Below are 22854 nucleotides of genomic sequence, written 5' to 3'. Positions count from 1 at the left end.
TTCGGCCTGTAGCGTTTAGCTAGCATACCATAAAACGAACACCTGTTTGTTTGCGCGTGAGGCGCCTACGGGTCCGTTTGCCCGGTTTGTCGTGCGCGCAGAAGTGGGTGGAGGGGATGGTAGGCGCCCCGTTTGGAATGCTTGCCTCGTGTGCGCGACAATTTTGGACAACGAGTAATCAGAATGCAGAAAATTAGCTATGAATACCTGCAATAATGGCGAGACAACGTTTGCATGGATTAGGCATGAAACAGAGGTTGTCGTTAGCTGACAAACGGTTCACGTATGAAAAACACGGGATAACTGTGCCATGTTCGTTACAGGATGCACACGTTTTCATGGTCTTGGAGGGTGCTGCAGGCCCCTCAACCCTATAGTTTCTCCCACAAGTTTGCTGGGACTTCAAAGGGCGGTGCGTCACCACGGCGCACGAGCCAGCCATCGGTCTGGCTCTGCATGGGGTGGGAGGGAAAATGACGGGAAGCGTGTCGCGTCGCGCATTTCTGGGTCTTGCCGCGGGGGCGTTTGCCACGCTTGCCGCCGGCGGCCTGTCTGCATGCGGGGCCGCAGGGTCTGGCAGCACCCTCATCAACGTGTCTTACGACCCCACGCGAGAGTTTTACGAGGCGTACAACAGGCTCTTCAATGCATGGTGGGGGCAGGGCCACGGCCAGCAGGGCGTGGAGGTCATCCAGTCCCATGGAGGTTCGGGCAAGCAGGCGCTCGAGGTGGCAAACGGACTCAATGCGGACGTGGTGACGCTCGCCCTCGCCCCAGACATCGACTCCCTCGCCAACGAGGGACTCATCGCAAGCGACTGGCAGAGCCGCCTTCCCAACGAGTCCTCGCCCTATACCTCCACGATCGTCTTCGTGGTGCGCAGGGGCAACCCGCTCGGCATTCGCGACTGGGCAGACCTTGCGGCGGACGGCGTGGGCGTCATCGCGCCCAACCCCAAGACCTCCGGCGGAGCCCGCTGGAACTACCTGGCGGCCTGGGCCTGGGCGGAGCGTCAGTTCCCTAATGAGGGTCAGGTCAAGGACTACATGCGGAAGCTCTACGGCAACGTGCTCGTGCTGGATTCGGGGGCCCGCGCCTCCACCACGACCTTCGTGGAGAACGGCCAGGGTGACGTGCTGGTCTCCTGGGAGAACGAGGCTTACCTCTCCGTGCGCGACAACCCGGACGGCTTCGAAATCGTGACGCCCCCGGTGTCCATCCTCGCCCAGCCGCCGGTCTCGGTGGTGGACGAGTCCGTGGACGCCCACGGTACCCGTGAGGTGGCCACGGCCTACCTCGAGCACCTCTATTCCACGGAGGCGCAGCGGCTCTGCGGCGAGAACTTCTATCGCCCCGTGGACGAGGACGTGCTCGCGGAGTTTTCGGGCACGTTCCCGAGCCTCGAGCTTGCCACCATCGACGACTTTGGCGGCTGGGCCCAGGCAAAGCGCGACCACTTTGACGAGGGCGGCACCTTCGACGAGATTTACGGAGGGTAGGACATGGCAGACGAACGGCGCAACGATGGGGTGAGGGGTGCGAGTGCCGCGGGCGCGGGCGCGGCGGGCGAGGACCTGGCCGGGACGGACGCGAAGGCGGCAATCTGCGCTGCGCCTGCGCGCCCGCGGCGCCGCACCGGGCCGGTCCGCGTCATCCCGGGCTTCGGACTCATGGGTGGCATCACGCTCACGGCCCTCAGCCTCATCGTGCTCATCCCGCTCGCGAGCATCGTGCTCACGGCGGCCAAGGCTGGCCCGGCCCAGTTCCTCTCCGAGATAACGCGCCCGCGCGTGCTCTCGGCCTTCTGGGTGAGCTTCTCCACCGCCTTTGTGGCCTCTGCCATAAACGCCGTGTTCGGCACGCTCCTGGCCTGGGTGCTCGTGCGTTACCGCTTCCCGGGCCGCACCATTCTGGACGGCATGGTGGAGCTGCCCCTGGCGCTGCCCACGGCGGTGGCCGGCATCGCCCTCACCTCCCTCACGACAGACCAGGGCTGGGTGGGCTCGCTCTTTGCCCCGTATGGCATCCACCTCGCCTACACGCGCGTGGGCATCACGGTTGCGCTCGTGTTCGTGGGCATCCCGTTCGTGGTGCGCGCCGTGCAGCCGGTTCTCGAGAAGCTCGACCCTTCCGTTGAGGAGGCGGCCGACGTCATGGGCGCCAGCCGGGCCCGGACGTTTCTGCTCGCCATTCTGCCCGAGCTGCTGCCGGCGCTGCTCACGGGCTTTGGCCTGGCGTTCTCTCGCTGCCTGGGTGAGTACGGCAGCGTGGTGTTCATCGCCGGAAACCTGCCGTTCCAGACCGAGATCGCCCCGCTCGTGATCATGGGTGACCTCGAGAGCTATGACTACGTGGCCGCAACGTCGGTTGCCGTCGTGATGCTGGCGGCCGCCTTCCTCGTGCTCTTTGCGATGGGCCTCGTGCAGGCGCGCAGCAACCGCATCCTGAGGGGGAAGTGAGTGAGATGGCGCAGCAAGGCTATTCCAGGTCCGTTGCCCCTACCGGCTCGGTGACGGTGCGCGAGCGCAACCGCATGCGTCCCGCTCAGGTGGCGCTGCTCGTTGTGGCCCTGGCCTTCGTGGCCCTCATGCTCGTGCTGCCCCTTGTGGTGGTGCTGGTGACGGCGTTCCGCGAGGGTGCGGGCGCATGGCTTGCGGCGGTGGCGGACAAGTACACGCTGCGGGCCCTGGGCCTCACACTCGTGGCCACGCTCTTCGCCGTGGTCATCAACACGGCCTTGGGCCTGTGCGCGGCATGGCTGGTCACGCGCTTCAACTTCCGCGGAAAGAAGGTGCTCTCGGCCCTGCTCGACCTGCCCATGGCGGTGAGCCCCGTCATCGTGGGCCTCTCCCTGCTTCTGGTGTTTGGGCGCAAGAGCCCCATATACCCGCTGCTCACGGCCTTGCATCTCGACATCATGTTTGCCGTGCCGGGCATCATCCTGGCCACGGTGTTCGTGACCTTCCCGTTCGTCTCACGTTCCGTGATTCCCGTGCTGGAGGCCCGTGGCACGGACGAGGAGGAGGCCGCGGCCCTCATGGGTGCCTCCGGCCGCACGATCTTCTTCCGTGTGACTCTGCCGCACGTGCGCTGGGCGCTCACCTACGGCGTGGTGCTCTGCTGCGCCCGCGCGATGGGCGAGTTTGGCGCCGTGTCCGTTGTCTCCGGCCACCTGCGCGGCCTCACCAACACGCTGCCCCTGCACATCGAGATTCTGTTCAACGAGTTCCAGTACGTGCCCGCCTTTGCCGTCTCCACGATTCTCGTGGTGCTGGCGCTGGTGATTCTTGTTGCCAAGAGCGTCCTCACCAGGCGCATGGAGGAGGAGTAGCCCATGTCAGACGTTACCGACGGCCGCGTGGCCAGCCAGGGCGAGGAGGCGGGCGAGCGCCCGTATGTTGAGCTGCGGGGCATCAACAAGGCCTATGGCACCTACCAGGCCTCCCATGACGTGAGCTTTGGCGTCGAGAAGGGCACGCTGGCGGCGCTGCTGGGCCCCTCGGGCTCGGGCAAGACCACCATCCTGCGCATGATTGCCGGTCTGGAGCGGCCGGATTCCGGCGCCATCTCCATCGGTGGTCGCGTGGTTAACGACGTGCCGGCGGCCGAGCGCGGCATCGGGTTCGTGTTCCAGAGCTACGCGCTGTTCCGTTACATGACCGTGCGCGACAACGTGGCGTTTGGCCTGCGCGTCAAGCGCGCGCCCAAGGCCCAGGTGCGGGGGCGTGTGGACGAGCTGCTTGAGCTCACGGGCCTCGCCGACCTGGGAGGCCGCTACCCGGGCCAGCTCTCCGGTGGCCAGCGGCAGCGCGTGGCGTTTGCGCGCGCCCTCGCCCCCAACCCCAAGGTGCTGCTGCTCGACGAGCCGTTTGCCGCCATCGACGCCAAGATTCGCCGCGAGCTCCGCAGCTGGCTCAAGCAGACCATCCGCCAGCTGGGCATCACCTCGATCTTTGTGACACACGACCAAGAGGAGGCCATCGAGGTCTCGGACTCCATCGTGCTCACCCATGCGGGGCGCATCGAGCAGGTTGGCACGCCGGCCCAAATCTATGCTGCTCCCAAGACGCAGTTCTCCGCCGGCTTCTTCGGTGACTCCGCGCACGTGGAGAGCGTCTCGGCGCTTGGCTCCTTCGACGTGCCCGACCCCTCGTGCGGGGCCATCGTGCGCTCCGAACATGTGGCCGTTCACCTGCCGGGCGAGACATTCCCCTATGCCGCCTCGGCCGTGCCGGGCGAGGTGATCGACGTCTCCTTCCGTGGCCGGAGCATCGAGGTCGAGGTGGAGGTGGCGGGCCAGCGCCTGCATTCCACCCGCAGCCCCGAGCTGGCGCCCCTTGCCCCGGGCGACAAGGTTGGCGTCTTCGTCTACCGTCTGTTTGCGGAGCAGGGCAACGGCCTGGTTGTGCCGGTGGAGAACCGCAGCATGCGCGAGACGTCCGTGGTGATCTAGCGGCTGTTCCTTGGTGGCGCCCGTGGTTTGGGCGGCTTGGGGCGGCGTGCCGGGGATCCGGTACGTGGCGGGGTGCGAGAGCGAGGAGGGCGAGCATGTCCATCAGAGATATCGCCAAGCGGGCGGGCGTCTCGCCGTCCACCGTGTCGCGCGTGCTCAACGACCCCGCGCACCGCTGCTCGTCAGACGGCGTGCGCGACCGCATCTGGCAGGTCGCGCGCGAGATGAACTACCTTCCCAACGAGGCGGCCCGAAGCCTCAAGACCGGTGCCGCTGCCGCCGAGCGGGCGCCGCGCTACGTGGACGTGCTGATGACGAGGTCCACGCGCCGGCAGGCCGAGCCCTTCTTTTCCGAGCTCCTTCGCGTGGTGGAGGCCGAGACCCAGCGCCAGCGCTGCATCATCGCCAACGTCTGGAGCCTGCCCTCGCTCATGGGGACGCGCCGCAATCGTGCCGCCGGGCTCGAGTACGAGCGCGTGCTGGCGCCCGACGCCTCACGTGCGGACGGCCTGCTCATCCTGGGCAAGTGCGCGCCCGTCGTGCTGGACCGGTTGCTGCGCGCCTATGGCGGCAACGTGGTGTGCGTGGGCAGGAACTCCGTGGGCGAGCGAGCCGACGAGGTGCTGTGCGACGGCGAGAAGCTCGCCCGCATGGCCGTGGAGCACCTCATCGGGCTGGGGCACTCGACCATCGGGTATGTGGGCGACTGCCGGGGCGAAGCTCGCTGCCGCGGCTATCAGCGCACGCTGCTGGACCATCACCTCGAGCCCGAGGTGGACCTCATGATCTCGTGCGAGCACACGGAGGCGGCGGGCTATGCCGTGATGAAGCGGCTCGTGCAGCGCGACAACGCCCCCACGGCCATCTACTGCGCCACGGACGCCATCGCCGTGGGCATGCTCCGCTGCCTCTCCGAGCTGGGCGGACGCTACTACGCGCCGTCCATCGTCGGCTGTGACGACATCGAGTCGGCGCAATTCACCGCGCCCGCGTTGACGACGGTGGCGCTTCCCAAGCGCGACATGGGGCGCTATGCCCTGTGGCTGCTCGCAGACCGCATGGCGGGCGGCCACTCCACCACGACGCGGGTGGAGCTCTCCGGCCGCCTCGTCGTGCGCGACTCCTGCTCGCTGCCAAGCGACGCGAACGGCTACACCTACGTCATCTAGCCACGCCTCGTCGTGCGCCTTCGCTCACCGGGGCGTCGCCTGCGCGCCTGCGGCCCCACGGTTCGCTGCCTGCGGCCCCATGACCTGCCTACGAGTGGCCCGCCGTTGGCGCAAGAGGGGCGTTGCGCGGTAAGGAATCCAAACGAATCCGTCGTTTCCGCTTCCAATAACCTACAAACATAGTAGGATTATCGGAAATTATTGGCTCGGGAAACGGGGACCCCGATGGAGAGCAAGCGAATTCGCTGCGACGTGTTGGTGATTGGCGGTGGAACCGCCGGATGCTTCGCCGCCCTCACGATTGCCGGGAAGGCGCGCGAGGAGGGCACGGCTGCGGGGGCGCCCGGTGCCTGGGAGCAGGGTGCGTCATACCTGCCGGGCGCCGCGGCGGGGAAGGACGTCGCCGCCGCGGCCGACGTGGGCGCACGCGGAGCCGCGGATGGCACTCAGGCGAGCGCTTCCGGTGCAAACGACGCCGCAGGACCCGCCGATGCCACGGCTGCCGGCCTGCCCAAGGTCGTCATTCTCGAGAAGGCCAACGTCGAGCGCTCGGGCTGCCTGGCCGCCGGCGTCAACGCCCTCAACGCTTACATCACCCCTGGTCATGTGCCGCAGGACTACGTGGACTACGCCCGCAAGGATGCCGGGGGCATCGTTCGCGGCGACCTGCTGCTCACCATCTGCGAGCGTCTCAACCACGTGACGCGCAGGCTCGAGGAGCTTGGCCTCGTCATCCTCAAGGACGAGGACGGCAACTACGTCTCGCGCGGCTGGCGCAACCTCAAGATCAACGGCGAGAACATCAAGCCGCTGCTGGCCGAGGCCGTGCGCCGATGCCCCAACGTCGAGGTCATCAACCACGTCAACGTCACAGACCTCGTGACGGTGCCGGACGAGACCGCGCCGAGCGGCCGCCGCGCGGTTGGCGCCGTGGGCTTCTCCGTCAACGACCCCGTGGCCTTTGGCATCGAGGCCAAGACGGTCATCGTGGCAACGGGCGGCGCGGCCGGCCTCTACAGGCCCAACAACCCCGGGTTCTCGCGCCATAAGATGTGGTACCCACCGTTCAACGTGGGCTCCGGCTTTGCCATGGGCCTGCGCGCTGGCGCCGAGATGACCACGCTCGAGAACCGCTTTATCGCGCTTCGCTGCAAGGACACCATCGCCCCCACGGGCACCATCGCCCAGGGCGCGCACGCCCCGCAGGTCAATGCCCTTGGCCGCAACTACGAGAAGAAGTACGGCATCACCACGCCGGAGCGCCTCTGGGGCACCGCCGAGGAGACGCTGGCCGGACGTGGTCCCTGCTACCTGCACACGAAGGGCCTCTCGGCCGAGGCGGAGCAGGACCTGTTCCGCGCCTACCTCAACATGGCGCCCTCGCAGACCCTGCGCTGGATCGAGCGAAACTCCGGTCCCGCCAGCGAGGACGTTGAGGTGGAGGGCACCGAGCCCTACGTGGTGGGCGGCCATACCGCGAGTGGCTACTGGGTCGACACCAGGCGTGAGAGCACGGTGGCCAACCTCTTTGCCGCGGGCGACGTGGCCGGCGGCGCCCCGCAGAAGTACGTGACCGGCGCGCTTGCCGAGGGCGAGATCGCGGCCGAGTCCGTGGTGGCACGCCTGCGCGAGCCCGCCGCTGCGGCGGATGAGGGGCTCGGCGCGGCGGCCGTCGACCGCGCCCTCGCCTCCGCTCGTACGGACTACGAGCGCGGCCTCACGGCAGACGATGCGCCCTTCACCACCGAGCAGCTCGAGGAGGCCATGCAGAAGGTCATGGACGAGTACGCCGGCGGCATCTCCCGCGGCTATCGCTTCAACGAGCCGCAGCTTGCGGTAGCCGATGCCCGCCTCGCCCAGCTCCAGCAGACGGCCGAGCGCCTCTCTGCCGCAGACACGGACGACCTGCTGCGCGTCTGGGAGCTGCGCGACCGCCTGCTCGTGGCGCGCGACCTGGTGGCTCACATGGCGGCCCGTCACGAGACGCGCTGGCACGGCTTCTGCGAGAACGCGAGCTTCCCCGAGCGCGACGTCGCGTGGGGGTGCTACGTGAACTCGCGCCTTGCGGCCGATGGCTCCGTGGAGGTGGTCTCGCGCCCGCTGGTGGGCGAGGGCGAGCGCTACGAGCACGCGGGCGCGGGCACGCCCATCGAGGGCGTGGTTGCCGCAGACCTGGGCGCCGCGGCGGGGGAGGTGCAGCAATGAGCATTCGCATCAGGCATGACGACTGCGTGGGCTGCGGCAAGTGCATCGAGGCGTGTCCCGGCAACCTCATCAAGTATGACGACGAGGGCCTGGCCGAGATGCGCAGGCCCAGGGACTGCTGGGGCTGCACGAGCTGCCTCAAGGCCTGCCCGGTGGGGGCCGTGGAGTTCTTCCTCGGTGCCGACATGGGCGGCACGGGCGCCACGCTCTCGTTCTCGCGCACCGGAACGGTGAGCCACTGGTCTGTGAGCTGCCCCGACGGGCGTGCCGTGGGCATCGACGTCGACGGCGCAAACGCCAACAAGTACTAGCGAGGGCAACCGGCGTGGGCGTGCCGGGTCTCGAAACGAACAGGAGCGGCGGAGCAAATCCCGCCACGAGCGAAAGGATCGACCATGAGCGAGCGTTCTCACCTCGATGAGCTCGAGGCGGAATCCATCTACATCATCCGAGAGGTTGCCGCGGAGTGCGAGAAGCCGGTGATGCTCTACTCCATCGGCAAGGACAGCTCCGTCATGCTGCACCTCGCCCTCAAGGCGTTCTATCCGGAGAAGCCGCCCTTTCCGTTCCTCCACGTCAACACGACGTGGAAGTTCCACGAGATGATCGAGTTCCGCAACAAGGTCATGAAGGAGAACGGGCTCGACTTCATCGAGTGGATCAACCAGGACGGCGTGCGCCGCGGCGTCAACCCGTTCGACTACGGCTCGAGCTACACGGACATCATGAAGACGCAGGCCCTGAAGCAGGCCCTCAACCACTATGGCTTCACCGCGGCCTTTGGCGGCGGCCGCCGCGACGAGGAGAAGAGCCGCGCCAAGGAGCGCATCTTCTCGTTCCGCAACGCCCAGCAGGCATGGGATCCCAAGAACCAGCGCCCCGAGATGTGGAAGCTCTACAACACCCGCGTCAACCAGGGCGAGTCCATGCGCGTGTTCCCCATCTCCAACTGGACTGAGGCCGACATCTGGGAGTACATCAAGCGCGAGAACATCGAGATCGTGAGCCTGTACTACGCCAAGGAGCGCCCGGTGGTGCACCGCGACGGCAACATCATCATGGTCGACGACGACCGCTTCCGCTTCCGTCCCGGCGAGAAGCCGCAGATGGAGAAGGTGCGCTTCCGCACGCTGGGCTGCTATCCGCTCACGGGTGGCGTCCACTCAGACGCCACGACGCTCGACGAGATCATTGCCGAGACGTTGGGCGCCGTCGAGTCAGAGCGCACGAGCCGCGTCATCGACTCCGACTCCGGCGACGGCTCCATGGAGCGTCGCAAGAAGGAGGGCTACTTCTAGGATGCCCGCCGGCCCGTCACACGCGGGCCGGCGCGCCAGACCCCGCCTACGCGGGAGCCTCTCCGATTTCTCCTCGTTAGCTGGAAGGAGCCCACATGAAGGGCCAGCTCAAGTTCATTACCTGCGGCAGCGTCGATGACGGCAAGTCCACGCTCATCGGCCATCTCCTCTACGACGCCAAGCTCATCTACGCAGACCAGAAGCGCGCTCGAACTCGAGAGCAAGACCGGCAGCCGCGGCGGCAAGCTCGACTACTCGCTGCTGCTCGACGGCCTCACCGAAGAGCGCGAGCAGGGCATCACGATCGATGTGGCCTACCGCTACTTCAAGACGGACCGTCGCAGCTTCATCGTTGCCGACTGCCCGGGCCACGAGGAGTACACCCGCAACATGGCGGTGGGCGCGAGCTTCGCCGAGCTTGCCGTCATCCTGCTGGACGCCACGAAGGGCGTGCTCGTGCAGACCCGCCGCCACGCCCGCATCTGCGCGCTCATGGGCATCGAGCACTTCGTGTTCGTGGTCAACAAGATGGACCTCGCCAACTACGAGGAGGCCACGTTCCGCAAGATCGAGGCCGAGATTGCCGAGCTTGCGGGCGAGCTGGGGCTCAAGGACATCGTGGTCATCCCCGTGTCTGCCACGGAGGGCGACAACGTGACGCATGCCTCGGCCAACATGCCGTGGTACCCGGGCAAGACGGTCCTGGCACAGCTCGAGGACGTTGACGTGGCCACTCGCGAGCACGAGCAGGGCTTCTACATGCCCGTGCAGCGCGTGTGCCGCCCCAACCACACGTTCCGCGGCTTCCAGGGCCAGGTGGAGAGCGGGTCTGTGCACGTGGGCGATGAGCTCACGGTGCTGCCGAGCGGCCAGAAGGCCCGGGTCAAGCGCCTCATCGTGGGCTTTGACGACGCGGATGAGGCCGGCGTGGGCAAGCCCGTCAACATCCAGCTCGACCGCGAGGTGGACGTCTCGCGCGGCTGCGTGCTGGAGGGCGTGAGCGGCGTGGGCGTGGCCAACTCGCTCGAGGTCGACCTGCTCTGGATGGATGACGTGGCGCTCAACGAGGGCTCGGACTTCCTCGTGAAGCTCGGGGCCTCCCAGGTGCCGGGCGTGGTGGAGAAGGTCGAGTACGTGGTGGACGTCAACACCGGCGAGCACCACGAGGCGCACGGCCTGCGCAAGAACGAGATGGCGCGCGTGCACCTCTCGCTTACCACGCCGGTGCCGGCGGCCCGCTTTGCGGACCACCGCACGGCAGGCGAGCTCATCCTCATCGACCGCGTGAGCAACATGACGAGTGCCTGCGGTGTGGTGCGCGCGGCCGAGCGTAGCCAGGGCGCCTCGGCGGACTACAAGGTGACGCCGTGGAGCCGCGCGCGCCAGAAGGGCCAGCACGCGCTGGTGGTGGGCCTTCCGGGCCTGGACGCGGACGCGGCGGCCCAGGTGGAGGCGCGCCTTGCCCTGGGTGGCAGGCACACGCTCGCGATTGCCGCCGGCGGAGTGGGCGAGGCGCTTGCCCCCGTGGCGCGCGCCCTGCATGACGCGGGCGTGATCGCGCTCGTCTCTGGTGGCGAGGCCGAGCTTGCGGGCCTGCGCGAGGCCCTGGGCAGCTCCTACACGGACGCCTCCGCCCTTGCCGGCGCCGACGCCTCGGACACGGCCGTGCTCGCGGACGCCATCGTGCGTGCCACGCGGCTCAATGCCGACATCGACTCCGACTATGCGCCCTCCTACATCTAACGGCTGGTGGTTGAGAACATGGCAGACAAGAACAAGATGCGCTTCGCCACGGCACTGCTCCACGCCGGCAAGCCCGACGGCGGCGTGACCCCTGCGGCCACGATGGTGCCCGTCTACCAGACGAGCGCCTTCCAGCAGGAGAGTGCTGAGCGCCTCGAGGGCATCTTCCACAACACCCAGCCCGGCTACTGTTACACGCGTGTGGGCAACCCCACGGTTTCGAGCTTTGAGCGGCGCATGGCCGCCATCGAGGGCGGTGTGGGCGCGCTGGCCTGCGCAAGCGGCATGGCGGCGACGTTCAACGTGATCTGCGGCCTGTGCGAGGCGGGTGACGAGCTCGTGGCGAGCAGCTGCCTTTACGGCGGCACGCTCGAGCTGTTCGAGGACCTCGAGCGCATGGGCATCACCGTGCGCCGCGTGGACGACGTAACGCCCGAGCAGCTTGCCGGTGCGGTGACCGATCGCACGCGGCTCGTCTTCGCCGAGACCATCTCCAATCCGCGCCTTGGCGTGCTGGACATCCCTTCCGTGGCGGCGTGGTGCCACGGGCAAGGCTTGCCGCTTGTGGTGGACAACACCGTGGCCTCGCCGTACCTATGCCGGCCGCTCGAGCTGGGGGCCGACGTCGTGGTGGAGTCCACGTCCAAGTACGTGAACGGCGGCGGCAACGCCATCAGCGGCGTCATCGTGGACTCCGGCAAGTTCCGCTGGGATGCCGAGCGCTACCCCGCACTGGCCAAGTGGCGCAAGATGGGGCCGTTTGCCCTGCTCGCGCGCCTGCGCAACGGTCTGTGGCGCGATACGGGTGCCTGCCTGGCCCCGGTGACCGCCTTCCTCAACTGCGTGGGGCTCGAGACCCTTGCCGTGCGCATGGAGCGTGCGTGCGAGAACTCGCTCGAGCTGGCCACGTGGCTTTCCGGCAGCGGGCTCGTGAGCGAGGTGGGCTACCCCGGCTTGCCGGACGCGCCAGACCACGAGCTGGCCGCGAGGCAGTTTGGAGGCAAGTTCGGCGCGCTCGTGACGTTCCGTGCCGGCTCGCGCGAGAAGGCCTTCAAGTTCGTGAACAGCGTGAGGTACGCCTATCGCGCGAGCAACATCGGCGACGTGAAGACCCTCGTGCTGCACCCGGCGTCGACGATCTTTGCGGACAACACGCCCGAGGAGCGCGAGCTGGCCGGCGTCTACGACGATTCCGTGCGCGTGAGCGTGGGCATCGAGGACGTCGAGGACCTGATCGAGGACTTCCGCCAGGCGCTTTCGTAGGCGTGGTTGTGCCGGCTTGCCCGTTGTGCGGCTTGGCGGAGCGGCCGAGGCGCGCCCCGAGGCATATCCCGAGGCATCTTCTGGACGCAGGTTGGCGTGGGCATATCGCGCGGGCACGAAAACGTTTGCCCCGGAAGGCGTGGGCGCGCCGGCTTTGCGCGAGTACACTTTGTGTGGGGCGTGGGGACGCCCCACGAGGAGAGGAGCCAGATAATGGCAGATAGTACGAACGGTGCCGCGGCCGCTGCTGCCGAGCCCGCAAAGAAGCCGAAGAAGATGAGCGCGGCTGCCCTCAAGAAGGGCGGCTTCATGTCCCAGAAGCAGAAGGGCTACTACTCGCTGCGCATCCGCGTGGTGGGCGGAGACCTCACGACGCAGCAGTTCGAGGCCGTTGCCGCCGCCGCCAAGAAGTATGGCCGCGGCTACGCGCACCTCACGAGCCGCCAGGCCATCGAGATTCCCTTCGTGAACATCGAGGATGTCGATGCCATCAAGGCCGACCTTGCCAAGGGCGGCGTGGAGCCGGGCTGTTGCGGCCCCCGCGTGCGCACGGTCACGGCGTGCCAGGGCTGCCGCGTCTGCCCGTCGGGCAACATCGACACCTATGACATCGCCAAGAAGCTCGATGAGCGCTACTACGGCCGCGACCTGCCGGGTAAGTTCAAGTTTGGCGTAACGGGTTGCCAGAACAACTGCCTCAAGGCCGAGGAGAACGACCTGGGGATCAAAGGCGGCCGCAGGGTGAAGTGGCTGCCGGACGCCTGCATCCACTGCGGCATCTGCTCCAAGGTTTGCCGATTCGACGCGTGCCACGAGGTGGACGGCAAGATCGTCGTGGACTACGGCAAGTGCGTGAGCTGCGGCAAGTGTGCGCAGAAGTGCCCGGTTGACTCCTGGGAGAGCAGGCCGGTCTTCAATCTCATGTTTGGCGGCCTCTTTGGCAACCACATTACGAAGGGCAAGTCGATTCTGCCTCCGTGCGAGAGCGAGGAGCAGCTCTTCCGCGTGGCCGACGCCACCATTCAGTGGTTCGACGACCACGCCAAGGCCGGCGACCGCTTCAAGTTTACGCTCGACCGCGAGGGCTGGGATTCCATGGTCGAGGCCGTGACCAAGGCGTACAACGAGCCCGACACCGGCAAGGGCGAGGTTGTCGAGGTGCGTTACGTGCCCAACCAGGACGATCCCATCCCGATGGACTCGCCCGAGTGGCGGTAGCGACTGGCTGGTGTAGGTGATGAGGTGCCCGGCTGACATGCCGGGCACCCGCACGCCGGCTGTCGGGAAGCGACATCGCCGACGGCGCACAATCGCGCGGCATGGGCCTCCGTGCACCGGCCGCGGTGAAACGGGGCCGCTAGGGGCGCGCAATCGTGTGCCTTGCCCCCCCCCGCGCGTTGGTTGCCGGGAAAGTTACGGCTCAATTTGTTGTCTAGATTCGATTTGCGCGATACAGCAAAGACCCGCAGGCGCTCTACCTGCGGGTCTTTGCTTGTTAATTGCCTTTGTACTTTTCGCTTGCGAGTTAGACAACAATATGAGTCGATACTTTGCGGGCGGAGCTTCTTCCAGGCGGGAAATCGCCCCAGATTGTCGTCTGAAGCGGTTCCATTAGAAAGGGAGCGACTGCGACTGGCGCCGCCGGAGGTTCAGGCAACTTACAGGGCCTTCTCCACGAGGGCTGCCAGGTCTTCCTTGGCGAGGGTGCCCTGGTTGCGGGCAACTTCCTTGCCATCCTTGAGCAGCACGAACGTGGGGCTGGCCAACACCATGTACTTCTGGGCGAGCGCGAGGTCAAAGTTCACGTTGACCTTCACGAACTTGGCGCGGCCCCCAAACTCCGCCTCGAGCTTGTTGATGATGGGGTTCATGCGCTTGCAGGGCACGCACGAATCCGAGTAGAAGTCCACGAGCACGGGCACGGGGGAGTCGAGCACCTCCGCCTTAAAATCCGCCTCGCTCACGCGCTGCGCCATGGCCTAGGCCTCCTCAAGCTTGCGAACATCAAGGTCATAGGTGTCGTCGCCGTCCTCGGAGGGCTTGAGCGCCAAGACCTGCTGGCCGTCATCGCGGAAGCTGCGCGGCACGTTCTGCATAGGCTCACCCGCGTTCAGGTGCACGCGAAGCACCTGCCCAATCTCGAGCTCCTCAAGCGCGGCCTTGGCAGTCACGAAGGTCATGGGGCAAACGAGCGGCGTAATGTCGACGGTGTCGTCAATCTGGTAATCGGTCTCTGCCATGTGGTCCTCCCTGGAGGGTTTGCCTCGGCTCCGACAGGCCAGAGCCGGCATCCTTTGGAAAGCGTGAAGCCGTAAGAAAACTGCGACTCTGTGCCTATCCGCGTGCGTGTGGTGCTAGTATATCCCTAAAACCTAGTAGAAAGATAGGTTTTATCCGAATTAGGAAGATCCAGGGCGTCGGGCCTAGGGTGCCGGCCCGCCGAGGGGAGAGCCTCATGAACATCACCGTTGGTGGCGACAAGAAGACCGTTGCCGAGGGCACGACCGTGGCACAGCTTGTCGAGCAGGAGAACGTCGAGAACCCCGACTACGTGACCGTTGCCGTGAACGACGCCTTCGTCGACCACGCCGACTTTGACACCCACGCGCTCGCCGAGGGCGACACGGTTGAGTTTCTCTACTTCATGGGCGGCGGCCAGCGCTAGCGCCACGCTTCTCGCCATCTTGCCGCTCAATCGGCGCTCACGTGCATTGGGCACGCTTCGCTCCTCTTTCGCGGCAATCTGGCGTGCTCTCCGGCATGGCTCAGCTCGGGGGTATGGCGCTCCTCATTTTCGCCAACCTGTCGCACCCCGAGGTGCTGTCGAACTTCAGCTATAAGCGAATTCCTATGAAAGGAGCGGCTCCATGGCTTTCACCGGCGAGCAGCTTGAGCGGTATAGCCGCCACATTATCCTCAAGGAGGTTGGCGTCAAGGGCCAGAAGAAGCTCTGTGCCGCCAAGGTCCTCATCATTGGCGCCGGCGGCTTAGGCGCTCCTGCGGCCCTCTACCTGGCCGCGGCCGGCGTGGGCACCATCGGCATCGTGGATGCCGACGAGGTGGACCTCTCCAACCTGCAGCGCCAGGTCATCCACACCACGCCCGACATCGGCAAGCCCAAGGTGGACTCCGCGGCCGAGACCATGGAGGCCATCAACCCGGACGTCGAGGTGAACACCTTCCAGGAGTTCGTTGACTCCACGAACATCATGGACCTCATCGCCGACTACGACTTCATCATCGACGGCGTGGACAACTTCCCAACGAAGTTTCTGATCAACGACGCCTGTGTCATGGCAAAGAAGCCCTTCGTGCACGCGGGCATCATCCGCTTCAAGGGCCAGCTCATGACCTACGTGCCGGGCGAGGGCCCCTGCTACCGCTGCGTCTTCAAGACCATGCCGCCCAAGGACGCCGTGCCCACGTGCAAGCAGGCTGGCGTCATTGGGGCCATGGCCGGCGTCATCGGCTGCCTGGAGGCGCTCGAGGCCATCAAGTACATCTGCGGCGTCGGCGACCTGCTCACCGGCAAGCTCCTCACGTTCGACGCGCTCAAGGGCGAGTTCCACACCATCAAGCTTCCGCCGGCGGACCACAACTGCGCCATCTGCGGTGATCACCCGACGATTCACGAGCTCATCGATTACGAACAGCCCGAGTGCGAATCTGCTCTGCACGGCGTGTAGCGGGCGCCCTGCCGTTCAATCGGCGCTTGCGCACCTCGGTGGGCGGCGTTCCTCTTTCGCGGCAATTCGCTCCGCTGCACGCCGTGCCGGGGGATGGACAGTGTCGAGGCGATCGTCATGGATACGGAGGTTTTGGTGGTCGATAAGCTGACGCTTTTGCGGACGGACTACGAGAAGATCCTGGCGCATGCGCGCTCGGGATTCCCGAATGAGATGTGTGGCCTCCTGGCTGGGACGGTTGCGGCAGGCCACGTGCCGGGCGCTGCCGGCGAGCGCCAGGTGGGTACGGTTGAGCACGTCTACCTGCTCACGAACATCGACGCGAGCAACGAGCACTTCACGATGGACCCGCGCGAGCAGCTTGCGGCGGTGAAGGACGCGCGCGCCTGCGGCTGGCAGCTGCTGGGCAACTGGCACTCCCACCCCGAGACGCCTGCGCGTCCCAGCGTGGAGGACAAGCGCCTCGCCTATGACCCGACGACCTGCTATCTTATCCTCTCCTTGGAGGATGCCGAGCATCCGGCGCTCAATGCCTACCACATTGGCAAGGATGGCTTTGCGACCCGCGTGTTTCTGGAGATAGAGGGATAGCTGTGACGCATGAGAAGGACGGCACGGCTGGCATCGAGGATCCGGCTGCGCCGTCCTTCGATGTTGCCGCAGACGACGGGCACGACACCCGAGAGCCCACCGGCGACGCCGCCGGGACGTGGGATGCCGTGCTCTTTGCGAGTTACGGGACCTCCCGCGAGGAGGCCCGCGCCGCGAGCATTGCCCCGGTTGCGCGCACGCTGCGCGGGGGCCTGGGTTGTGATGGCGCTGCGCCCGACGCCCCCATCTTCATGGAGGCCTATACGAGTGCCAAGGCGCGGCGCGTGCTTGCCCGTCGGGGCGTGCAGGTGCCGGACGTCTCCGAGGCGCTGCATGCGCTGGCCCGCTCCGGCGCGCGCCGGGTGCTGGTGCAGCCTGGCCATCTTGTCTTTGGCACCGCGTTCGCCCAGGTGACGCGCGCGGTGGAGGAGTGCCGCTTTCTCTTTGCGAGCCTCGTGCTCGCCGAGCCGCTGCTCTCCTCGGACGCAGACCTTGCCGTGGTCGCCGGCACGCTCGACGCCTGCCATCCGCGGCGCACGGGCGAGGCGCTCGTGCTTGTGGCCCACGGGGTTGAGAAGGGCGGCGCTTGTGCGGGTTCTGTCTACGCGTCCCTGGGCCTGCACCTGCGCGAGCTTGGCCGCGACGACGCCTTCGTGGGCTCCATGCACGGCTATCCGGATGCCAGCGCCGTCGTGCGGCTCCTCGAGCTCGATCGCGCGCGCCTTGGCATTACGCGCGTGCGGCTCGTGCCGCTCATGCTCACGGCGGCGGCGCATGCCTCGCGCGACATTGCGGGGGCGCAGCCCGGGAGCTGGCGCACCGCCTTGGAGGCGGCGGGCTTTGAGGTGGTGCCCGAGCTCGAGGGCCTGGGCTCGCTGCCGGAGGTTCGAGAGCTCTATCTGGCCCACGCGCGCGAGGCGTGGGCGAGCGCGCCGCAGGCAGAGGCCGCTGCCGCAGACGGTCTGCCCGAACACGCCCGCTTCCCGCTCTTCTGCGACCTGCACGGCGCTCGCTGCCTCGTCGTTGGCCTTGGTTCCGTGGGCCTGCGCCGTGCGCGCACGCTTGTGGCCTTTGGCGCGGACGTCACGGCCATCGATCCGTCGCCTCGCGATGGCGCGGCCGAGGAGGCGACGCGCCTTGGCGTGGTCCTCAGGCGTCGCGAGTGGCAGCCGGCTGACCTTGAGGGCATGCGGCTGGTTGCGGCCGCAACGAGCGAGCCTGCGGTCAATGACATCATTGCCCGTGCCTGCGGACGTGCGGGCATTCCGGTGAGCGTGGCGAGCAGCGCGCGGCTCAGCACGTTCTTCTTCCCTGCCATCTGCGCGAGCGAGCGCCTCGTGGCGGGTGTTGCCTCGGGCGGCGCGGAGCACGAGCTGGTGGCTCGAGCGGCGGCGTGCGTGCGCGAGGTGCTTCGAGAGGTGGATCATGGCTGAGCAAAAATCGTCTTGGGGTGCTCGTTCCGAACGGGCGCTCGCGCGCGTCGCTCGTCGTGCGGCTCAAGGGCGGCGACCCCTACGTCTTTGGCCGTGGCGACGAGGAGGCCTCGGCGCTTGCCGAGGCGGGGGTGCCCTTCGAGGTGGTACCAGGCGTCACGAGCGCGCTCGCGGCGCTCTCCTATGCGGGCGTCCCGGCAACCGGCCGCAGGTATACGGCATCGTTTCATGTCCTCACCGGGCATCGCAAGGCTAACGGCGAGCTGGACATCGACTTTGACGCCCTTGTGCGGACGGGCGGCACGGACGTCTTCCTCATGGCGGTGGCCACGCTGGGCGAGGTGAGCCGGGGGCTTCTCGACGCGGGTGCCAAGCCCGACACCCCGGCCTGCGTGGTCGAGCGCGGCGCCCTTCCCGAGCAGCGGCGCATTGACGCCACGCTGGTCACGGCGGAGAGGGCCGCCCGCGAGGCGTCCTACCCTTCCGGACCCGCGAGGGGTCACGCGCCCTCTCGGCGACCCTGGCCGACTCGCGGGTGGCCTTCGACGACGTGGCCGCCTACGAGACGCGAGCGGTCGCGCCTATGCCTTCTTTGCGGACGACGCGCCGACGGGGCCGTGACGCCCGGCGGCGGGCCAGTAGAGCTGGCTGTCGCTGCACTCCGACGCCTGACCGACCGGCGCGCGAGCTATCATGGAGGTACCTTTCGTCGTCGCGGCGGGCCCGCCGTCCGGACGGCGCGTGTACCGGGGGGACGCCATGAAGATCAAGGACGGGTTCGTGCTGCGCCAGGTCGCAGGCCAGGGAGTCGTCATCGCCACGGGCGAGGCCAGCAAGGAGTTCAGCGGCATGGTCAAGCTCAACGGGACCGGCTCGTTCATCTGGGAGCGGGTTGCCGAGGGCCTCGACGAGGATGCCATCGCCAAGGCGCTCGTCGCGGAGTACGACGTGACGCCCGGGAAGGCCGCGAGCGACGTGGCCGCCTTCGCGGCCAAGATGCGGGAGAACGGCTTCCTTGCGTGACGAATCCTGACGAGGACGCGCTCCGTACCGACGGCCTCCAGCCCAACATCGAGGACGTGCTCCGCACTGAGGGGGTCTACGTCTCCACGACGGTTGGCGTGAGCATGTGGCCCATGCTGCGCAACCGGCGCGACACCATCGTCGTGCGCCCGGCAGCCGGCAGGCTCCGCCGCTTCGACGTGGCCCTCTACCGCAGCGGCGGGAGGTACGTGCTGCATCGCGTCGTGCGCGTGCTGCCGAGCGGCTACGTCATCATCGGCGACAACTGCATAACCGAGGAACACGTGGAAGACGCTCAGGTGCTGGGCGTGCTCTGCGAGTTCTACCGGGGCGAACGGCACGTGGATGTGGATGGGCTGCCGTACCGGGCCTACGTGCGCCTCTGGGTGGCCACGGCGCCGGCCAGGCACCTCGCCAAGCGTGCGAAGGGCTGGCTCGGCCGCCGGCTGAGGGGCAGCCGATGAGCCGGACTGGCCGGCTTGCCGCTCCTGCCGGCACTTCCGAACCCGGCGAGCGCCCGGGCGCCCCGCGCGGCAGGCGCCCCGGCAGGCCCTTCGTCCAGACCAACCGCCCCGTCCGCGAGCTGTGGGCCTGGACACGCGCCGCGCTCGGGCACGGCGCGTGGCGCATCGCGGGCCTGTGTGTGCTCCAGGGCGCCATGTCCGTCATCGTCGTCTCGTACGCCCTGCTCATGAGCAACGTGGTCGACTCCGCCACGGCGGGGGACGCCCCGGCGTTCGTCGCGGCATGCGTCGCCTTCGGCGTGGCGCTCGTCGTGCAGGTGGGGCTGAGCGCCGCGCAGAGCCACGTGGTCGAGAAGTCGCGTGGCGCGTTCGACAACGCCCTGCGCGCAACCGTCTTCTCGGCCCTGCTCGGTGGGGACGAGACGTGTGCCACCCGTCACACCGGCGACCTCATGAGCGTGCTCACCTCGGACGTCACGGTCGTCACGAGCGGCCTCACCTCGCTGCCGATGACCGTCGTCTCGATGGTGGTGCGCATGGTGGGCGTCCTGGCGGTCATGGCCCTCATCGCGCCGGGCCTGGCGCTGCTGTTCCTTGTCGCGGGCGGCACCTTTGTCGTGGGCTCCACGCTCCTGCGCCGTCGCATCGGCGGCCTGCACCTGTGCGTTCAGGAGGCGGAGGCGCAGGTCCGCAGCTTCATGCAGGAGTGCCTCGAGGGCGTCACGGTCATTCGCGCGTTTGGCGTGGAGGGCAAGGTGGGCCGCGAGGCAGACGCCCTCATGAGTGCCCACCTCCGCGAGCGTATGCACAAGAATGATGTCTCCACGCTCGCGACCTCGGGATTCAACCTTGCCATGCAGGTCGCCTATCTCGTGGGGTTCGTGTGGTGCGGCCACGGGATCCTCGTGGGAATGGTGACGGCCGGCACGCTCGTGGCGGTGACGCAGCTTGTCGGGCAGATCCGTGGGCCGCTGGCGAGCGCGAGTGGCATCGGCCTCACCCTTGCCTCCGCCTGCGCGAGCGTCGAGCGCCTCATGGAGGCCGAGGCCGGCGCGCAGACCGCCTCGCGCGAGGTTCCCGCGTGGCTGCGCGGAGAGGGCGGGGCCGATTCCTCACGGGGTTCGGAGGCACTGGGGGAGAGCGCCGTGACGGGAGCCGGGCCGGTCGGCGAGGCTTGGTCCGCTCGCCTGTATGCGGCGCTCGAGACGATACGGTTCGAAGGCGTGACGTTTGAGTACGCCGGCCGCGCCGCCGCAGGCTCCGGCACCCCCGCGCAGCCTGCCGAGGACACTCGTCCGGACGCCGTCCGCGGTCGTCACGCCGAGGGTGCTCGCCCGCATGTCCCCGTCACCACCTCCGCGCCGCTCGCAGGCGACACCCCCGCCCGCCCTCCCGTCCTCGCCCGCTTCTCGGCCGAGGTACCCAAGGGCTCGTTCACCGTGGTCACGGGCCCGAGCGGCGTGGGCAAGTCGACGCTGCTCATGCTGCTCATGGGCCTTCGCCGCCCGACGTCCGGGCGCGTCGCGCTCGCGTGCGCGGACGGCCGTAGCGTGGACGTGTCCACGCTGCCGGCCGGCATGTTCGCCTACGTCCCCCAGGGCAACGGCCTCATGTCGGGCACCATCGCCGAGGCGGTGGCCTTCTCCGAGCGGGGACCGGTGCCCAACATGGGCCGCGTACGCGAGGCCTGCCGCGCGGCCTCAGCCGCGGAGTTCGTCGAGCGGCTCCCGCACGGCTACGAGACGATGCTCGGCGAGCACGGCCACGGCCTTTCCGAGGGCCAGATGCAGCGGCTCGCCGTCGCGCGAGCCCTTTACAGCGGCGCGCCCATCCTCGTGCTCGACGAGTCCACCTCGGCGCTCGACGCCGATACCGAGTGCCGCCTGCTCGACTCGATTCGCTCCATGAGCGACGTGACCGTGTTCATCGTGACGCACCGCCCCCAGGCAGTCTCCCTCTGCGACCAGGAGCTGCACTTGGGTGGCAGAACAGAGGGGAGCCACTGATGGCGGCAAAGCAGCAGCACGACGAGGCGAGGACCTCCCAGCATGCGACTCCGGCGGGATACTCCACCGCCTCGGAGGCGACCCCGGCGCTCCGTGCGGCCGGCCTCACCCTCACGCAGCTCATGCGGGCGGGCATGCTCGGCGCTCCGCTCGGGGAGCTGCCTGCACTCCAAGACGGCGGAACGTGGGAGAACGTCTACGCGCTCGCCAAGCACGACAGCGTGGAGGCCATCGCTTGGGCCGGCCTCGGCGAGGCAGCGCGTGCGGCTCTCGCCGGGGAGCTGCGCAAGTCCTGGGGCTCCGCGGCAGACCTCACCCTGCTCCGCCAACTCCAGTTCGACGTGGAGCGCGAGCGCATCACGGCGCAGATGGAGACCGACGGTCTCTCGTGGCTGCCGCTCAAGGGCGTGCTCATCGCCGGCTACTATCCGCAGCCCGGTCTGCGCTCGATGTCCGACAACGACATCCTCTACGGCTTCGTCGAGCCGGAGCCGGATGGGCGCGGCTTCCGCATCAAGGGTGCCACCGAGGCCGAGCGCGCGGAGACGGTCGAGCGCGGCACCGAGGCCATCGTTGGGATCATGGAGGGCCTCGGCTACCGCGGCGAGCACGTCGGTGCGAGCAAGGACGACTGCTTCTTCAAGGATCCGATGTTCAACTTCGAGATGCACCGTGGCCTTATGGACGACCTCGACGAGGACATCCCGGAGTTCTGCGCCTACTACAAGAACCCCTGGCTCCGCGCCCGGCGGGACCCGGCCGACCCGCTGCGCTTCACGTTCTCCCCGGCTGACGAGTACCTCTACTTTCTGGCACACGCGTACAAGCACTTCAGCCGCGCCGGCTGCGGCGTGCGGTTCATCGCCGACGAGTGGGTGCTTCTCGGGCACTTCGGCGACGAGCTCTCCGGGTCCTACCTCGAGGGCGAGCTCGAGACGCTGGGCCTCGCGGAGTTCGATCGGCTCGTGCGCGACATGGCGCAGGCCGTTTTCGGCGGCGAGGGCGAGGCGCCGAGGCTGACGGACGACCAGCAGCGCCTCTGGTTCTACCTCTTGGGCAGCGGCACCTATGGCACGACGGAGAACCGCGTCGCACACCGGCTGCAGGAGCTGGCAGAGGAGGGTAAGTCTGCGGGGGAGGCGCGGGCCGAATACCTCGGCAGCCGCTTCCTTCCCAGCTATACGTGGTGCTGCCGCTACTACCCGGTGTTGCGGGGCCGCAAGTGGTTGTATCCGGGCTTTCTCGTGTTCCGCGCCCTGCGCGGCGTCGCGGTGCATCCGGGACGCCTCCTTGGGGAGTTGCGCGTCATCCTGCGACGGTAGAGGGCGGGCTCTGGCTTCTGCATAGCCACAGGTAGATGGACTAACGCGGAAAAATATGAGATAGGCATTCGGTAAAATACGAATAAGCCATTCAGATAATTACGGCAATCTCGTTCGGCAAAATACGAGTGAATCACTCGAGAAATAAATGAATGTCCCATCCAGAATAACGGGCCCGGAAGCCGTGAGGCTTCCGGG

At 67.5% G+C, this 22854-nt stretch carries 21 protein-coding genes and 2 pseudogenes; 21 read left to right on the top strand and 2 right to left on the bottom strand.

The genetic code is table 11. The features are described 5' to 3' along the window. Positions 1-473: 473 nt before the first annotated feature. From EFAMC2_RS06375 to EFAMC2_RS06325, 12 genes and pseudogenes are all read left to right on the top strand, one after another. Complete coding sequence (locus EFAMC2_RS06375) at positions 474-1499, top strand: sulfate ABC transporter substrate-binding protein (protein ID WP_154028003.1); 1026 nt, start codon at positions 474-476, stop codon at positions 1497-1499. Between the two features lie 3 nt (positions 1500-1502). Beyond that, complete coding sequence (gene cysT / locus EFAMC2_RS06370; RefSeq protein WP_154028002.1) at positions 1503-2459, top strand: sulfate ABC transporter permease subunit CysT; 957 nt, start codon at positions 1503-1505, stop codon at positions 2457-2459. A 5-nt stretch (positions 2460-2464) separates the two neighbouring features. Continuing rightward, positions 2465-3331: a sulfate ABC transporter permease gene (locus EFAMC2_RS06365; protein ID WP_222838541.1), complete on the top strand. Its 867-nt coding sequence runs from the start codon at positions 2465-2467 to the stop codon at positions 3329-3331. Between the two features lie 3 nt (positions 3332-3334). Continuing rightward, positions 3335-4453, top strand: coding sequence for an ABC transporter ATP-binding protein (locus tag EFAMC2_RS06360; RefSeq protein ID WP_154028001.1), 1119 nt, complete (start codon positions 3335-3337; stop codon positions 4451-4453). A gap of 95 nt (positions 4454-4548) precedes the next feature. Then, the gene (locus EFAMC2_RS06355) at positions 4549-5622 is read left to right on the top strand and encodes a LacI family DNA-binding transcriptional regulator (protein WP_154028000.1); all 1074 of its coding nucleotides are present in this window, start codon (positions 4549-4551) and stop codon (positions 5620-5622) included. Between the two features lie 225 nt (positions 5623-5847). After that, positions 5848-7827 carry an adenylyl-sulfate reductase subunit alpha gene (locus tag EFAMC2_RS06350; protein ID WP_222838540.1) on the top strand — a complete coding sequence of 660 codons (1980 nt, stop codon included), beginning with the start codon at positions 5848-5850 and terminating at the stop codon, positions 7825-7827. Further along, entirely contained in the window at positions 7824-8138 is a 315-nt protein-coding gene (locus tag EFAMC2_RS06345) for a ferredoxin family protein (RefSeq protein ID WP_154027999.1), read from the top strand. The genes EFAMC2_RS06350 and EFAMC2_RS06345 overlap by 4 nt, the downstream gene beginning before the upstream one ends. 57 nt (positions 8139-8195) lie before the next feature. Further along, positions 8196-9125, top strand: a complete 930-nt coding sequence (gene cysD, locus EFAMC2_RS06340) for a sulfate adenylyltransferase subunit CysD (protein WP_261980160.1) — start codon at positions 8196-8198, stop codon at positions 9123-9125. A gap of 95 nt (positions 9126-9220) precedes the next feature. After that, positions 9221-9316 (top strand): annotated as a pseudogene (locus EFAMC2_RS10565) (hypothetical protein); the annotation flags it as partial. Next, on the top strand, positions 9288-10868 hold the full coding sequence (locus EFAMC2_RS06335) for a sulfate adenylyltransferase subunit 1 (RefSeq protein WP_410054802.1): 1581 nt from the start codon (positions 9288-9290) through the stop codon (positions 10866-10868). The pseudogene EFAMC2_RS10565 and the gene EFAMC2_RS06335, both read left to right, overlap by 29 nt. Before the next feature lie 18 nt (positions 10869-10886). Continuing rightward, positions 10887-12131 (top strand): O-acetylhomoserine aminocarboxypropyltransferase/cysteine synthase family protein, encoded by a 1245-nt coding sequence (locus EFAMC2_RS06330; protein WP_222838538.1) that lies wholly within the window; start codon positions 10887-10889, stop codon positions 12129-12131. 213 nt (positions 12132-12344) lie between these two features. After that, positions 12345-13349 (top strand): 4Fe-4S binding protein, encoded by a 1005-nt coding sequence (locus EFAMC2_RS06325; RefSeq protein ID WP_222838537.1) that lies wholly within the window; start codon positions 12345-12347, stop codon positions 13347-13349. 440 nt (positions 13350-13789) lie between these two features. Here the strand turns inward: EFAMC2_RS06325 and EFAMC2_RS06320 are convergent, their stop codons facing one another. Continuing rightward, entirely contained in the window at positions 13790-14107 is a 318-nt protein-coding gene (locus tag EFAMC2_RS06320; protein WP_154027997.1) for a thioredoxin family protein, read from the bottom strand. A 3-nt stretch (positions 14108-14110) separates the two neighbouring features. After that, on the bottom strand, positions 14111-14371 hold the full coding sequence (locus EFAMC2_RS06315) for a sulfurtransferase TusA family protein (RefSeq protein ID WP_154027996.1): 261 nt from the start codon (positions 14369-14371) through the stop codon (positions 14111-14113). 215 nt (positions 14372-14586) lie between these two features. On the opposite strand from EFAMC2_RS06315, the gene thiS reads away from it, so the two are divergent. The 9 genes and pseudogenes from thiS (at position 14587) to EFAMC2_RS06275 (ending at position 22656) form a co-directional block, all read left to right on the top strand. Beyond that, complete coding sequence (thiS, locus tag EFAMC2_RS06310) at positions 14587-14796, top strand: sulfur carrier protein ThiS (RefSeq protein WP_154027995.1); 210 nt, start codon at positions 14587-14589, stop codon at positions 14794-14796. Between the two features lie 202 nt (positions 14797-14998). Then, a complete protein-coding gene (gene thiF / locus EFAMC2_RS06305) occupies positions 14999-15817 on the top strand; it encodes a thiazole biosynthesis adenylyltransferase ThiF (protein WP_154027994.1) in 819 nt (272 codons plus the stop codon). Between the two features lie 117 nt (positions 15818-15934). Continuing rightward, positions 15935-16408 (top strand): M67 family metallopeptidase, encoded by a 474-nt coding sequence (locus tag EFAMC2_RS06300; RefSeq protein WP_154027993.1) that lies wholly within the window; start codon positions 15935-15937, stop codon positions 16406-16408. 2 nt (positions 16409-16410) lie between these two features. Next, on the top strand, positions 16411-17841 hold the full coding sequence (locus tag EFAMC2_RS06295) for a sirohydrochlorin cobaltochelatase (RefSeq protein ID WP_154027992.1): 1431 nt from the start codon (positions 16411-16413) through the stop codon (positions 17839-17841). Then, positions 17802-18272: pseudogene (locus EFAMC2_RS10560) on the top strand (uroporphyrinogen-III C-methyltransferase); the annotation flags it as partial. The gene EFAMC2_RS06295 and the pseudogene EFAMC2_RS10560, both read left to right, overlap by 40 nt. Before the next feature lie 328 nt (positions 18273-18600). Then, entirely contained in the window at positions 18601-18864 is a 264-nt protein-coding gene (locus EFAMC2_RS06290; RefSeq protein WP_154027991.1) for a PqqD family protein, read from the top strand. Beyond that, a complete protein-coding gene (locus tag EFAMC2_RS06285) occupies positions 18861-19328 on the top strand; it encodes a S26 family signal peptidase (RefSeq protein WP_222838546.1) in 468 nt (155 codons plus the stop codon). Before EFAMC2_RS06290 ends, EFAMC2_RS06285 begins: the two co-directional genes overlap by 4 nt. Beyond that, complete coding sequence (locus EFAMC2_RS06280) at positions 19325-21334, top strand: ABC transporter ATP-binding protein (protein WP_154027990.1); 2010 nt, start codon at positions 19325-19327, stop codon at positions 21332-21334. The genes EFAMC2_RS06285 and EFAMC2_RS06280 overlap by 4 nt, the downstream gene beginning before the upstream one ends. Next, positions 21334-22656 (top strand): nucleotidyltransferase family protein, encoded by a 1323-nt coding sequence (locus EFAMC2_RS06275; RefSeq protein WP_154027989.1) that lies wholly within the window; start codon positions 21334-21336, stop codon positions 22654-22656. The genes EFAMC2_RS06280 and EFAMC2_RS06275 overlap by 1 nt, the downstream gene beginning before the upstream one ends. The last annotated feature ends 198 nt before the right edge of the window (positions 22657-22854 follow it).

This window comes from Olsenella uli (genome assembly GCF_901212655.1).
GTDB lineage: Bacteria > Actinomycetota > Coriobacteriia > Coriobacteriales > Atopobiaceae > Parolsenella > Parolsenella uli_A.
Note: the sequence above shows the minus strand (reverse complement) of the source record. Positions and strands in the feature narration are given on the sequence as shown.

Coding starts and splice junctions, on each gene's coding strand:
- EFAMC2_RS06375 (WP_154028003.1), top strand. CDS start 474: ATGACGGGAAGCGTGTCGCGTCGCGCATTTCTGGGTCTTGCCGCGGGG.
- cysT (WP_154028002.1), top strand. CDS start 1,503: ATGGCAGACGAACGGCGCAACGATGGGGTGAGGGGTGCGAGTGCCGCG.
- EFAMC2_RS06365 (WP_222838541.1), top strand. CDS start 2,465: ATGGCGCAGCAAGGCTATTCCAGGTCCGTTGCCCCTACCGGCTCGGTG.
- EFAMC2_RS06360 (WP_154028001.1), top strand. CDS start 3,335: ATGTCAGACGTTACCGACGGCCGCGTGGCCAGCCAGGGCGAGGAGGCG.
- EFAMC2_RS06355 (WP_154028000.1), top strand. CDS start 4,549: ATGTCCATCAGAGATATCGCCAAGCGGGCGGGCGTCTCGCCGTCCACC.
- EFAMC2_RS06350 (WP_222838540.1), top strand. CDS start 5,848: ATGGAGAGCAAGCGAATTCGCTGCGACGTGTTGGTGATTGGCGGTGGA.
- EFAMC2_RS06345 (WP_154027999.1), top strand. CDS start 7,824: ATGAGCATTCGCATCAGGCATGACGACTGCGTGGGCTGCGGCAAGTGC.
- EFAMC2_RS06330 (WP_222838538.1), top strand. CDS start 10,887: ATGGCAGACAAGAACAAGATGCGCTTCGCCACGGCACTGCTCCACGCC.
- EFAMC2_RS06325 (WP_222838537.1), top strand. CDS start 12,345: ATGGCAGATAGTACGAACGGTGCCGCGGCCGCTGCTGCCGAGCCCGCA.
- EFAMC2_RS06320 (WP_154027997.1), bottom strand. CDS start 14,107: ATGGCGCAGCGCGTGAGCGAGGCGGATTTTAAGGCGGAGGTGCTCGAC.
- EFAMC2_RS06315 (WP_154027996.1), bottom strand. CDS start 14,371: ATGGCAGAGACCGATTACCAGATTGACGACACCGTCGACATTACGCCG.
- thiS (WP_154027995.1), top strand. CDS start 14,587: ATGAACATCACCGTTGGTGGCGACAAGAAGACCGTTGCCGAGGGCACG.
- thiF (WP_154027994.1), top strand. CDS start 14,999: ATGGCTTTCACCGGCGAGCAGCTTGAGCGGTATAGCCGCCACATTATC.
- EFAMC2_RS06300 (WP_154027993.1), top strand. CDS start 15,935: ATGGATACGGAGGTTTTGGTGGTCGATAAGCTGACGCTTTTGCGGACG.
- EFAMC2_RS06290 (WP_154027991.1), top strand. CDS start 18,601: ATGAAGATCAAGGACGGGTTCGTGCTGCGCCAGGTCGCAGGCCAGGGA.
- EFAMC2_RS06280 (WP_154027990.1), top strand. CDS start 19,325: ATGAGCCGGACTGGCCGGCTTGCCGCTCCTGCCGGCACTTCCGAACCC.
- EFAMC2_RS06275 (WP_154027989.1), top strand. CDS start 21,334: ATGGCGGCAAAGCAGCAGCACGACGAGGCGAGGACCTCCCAGCATGCG.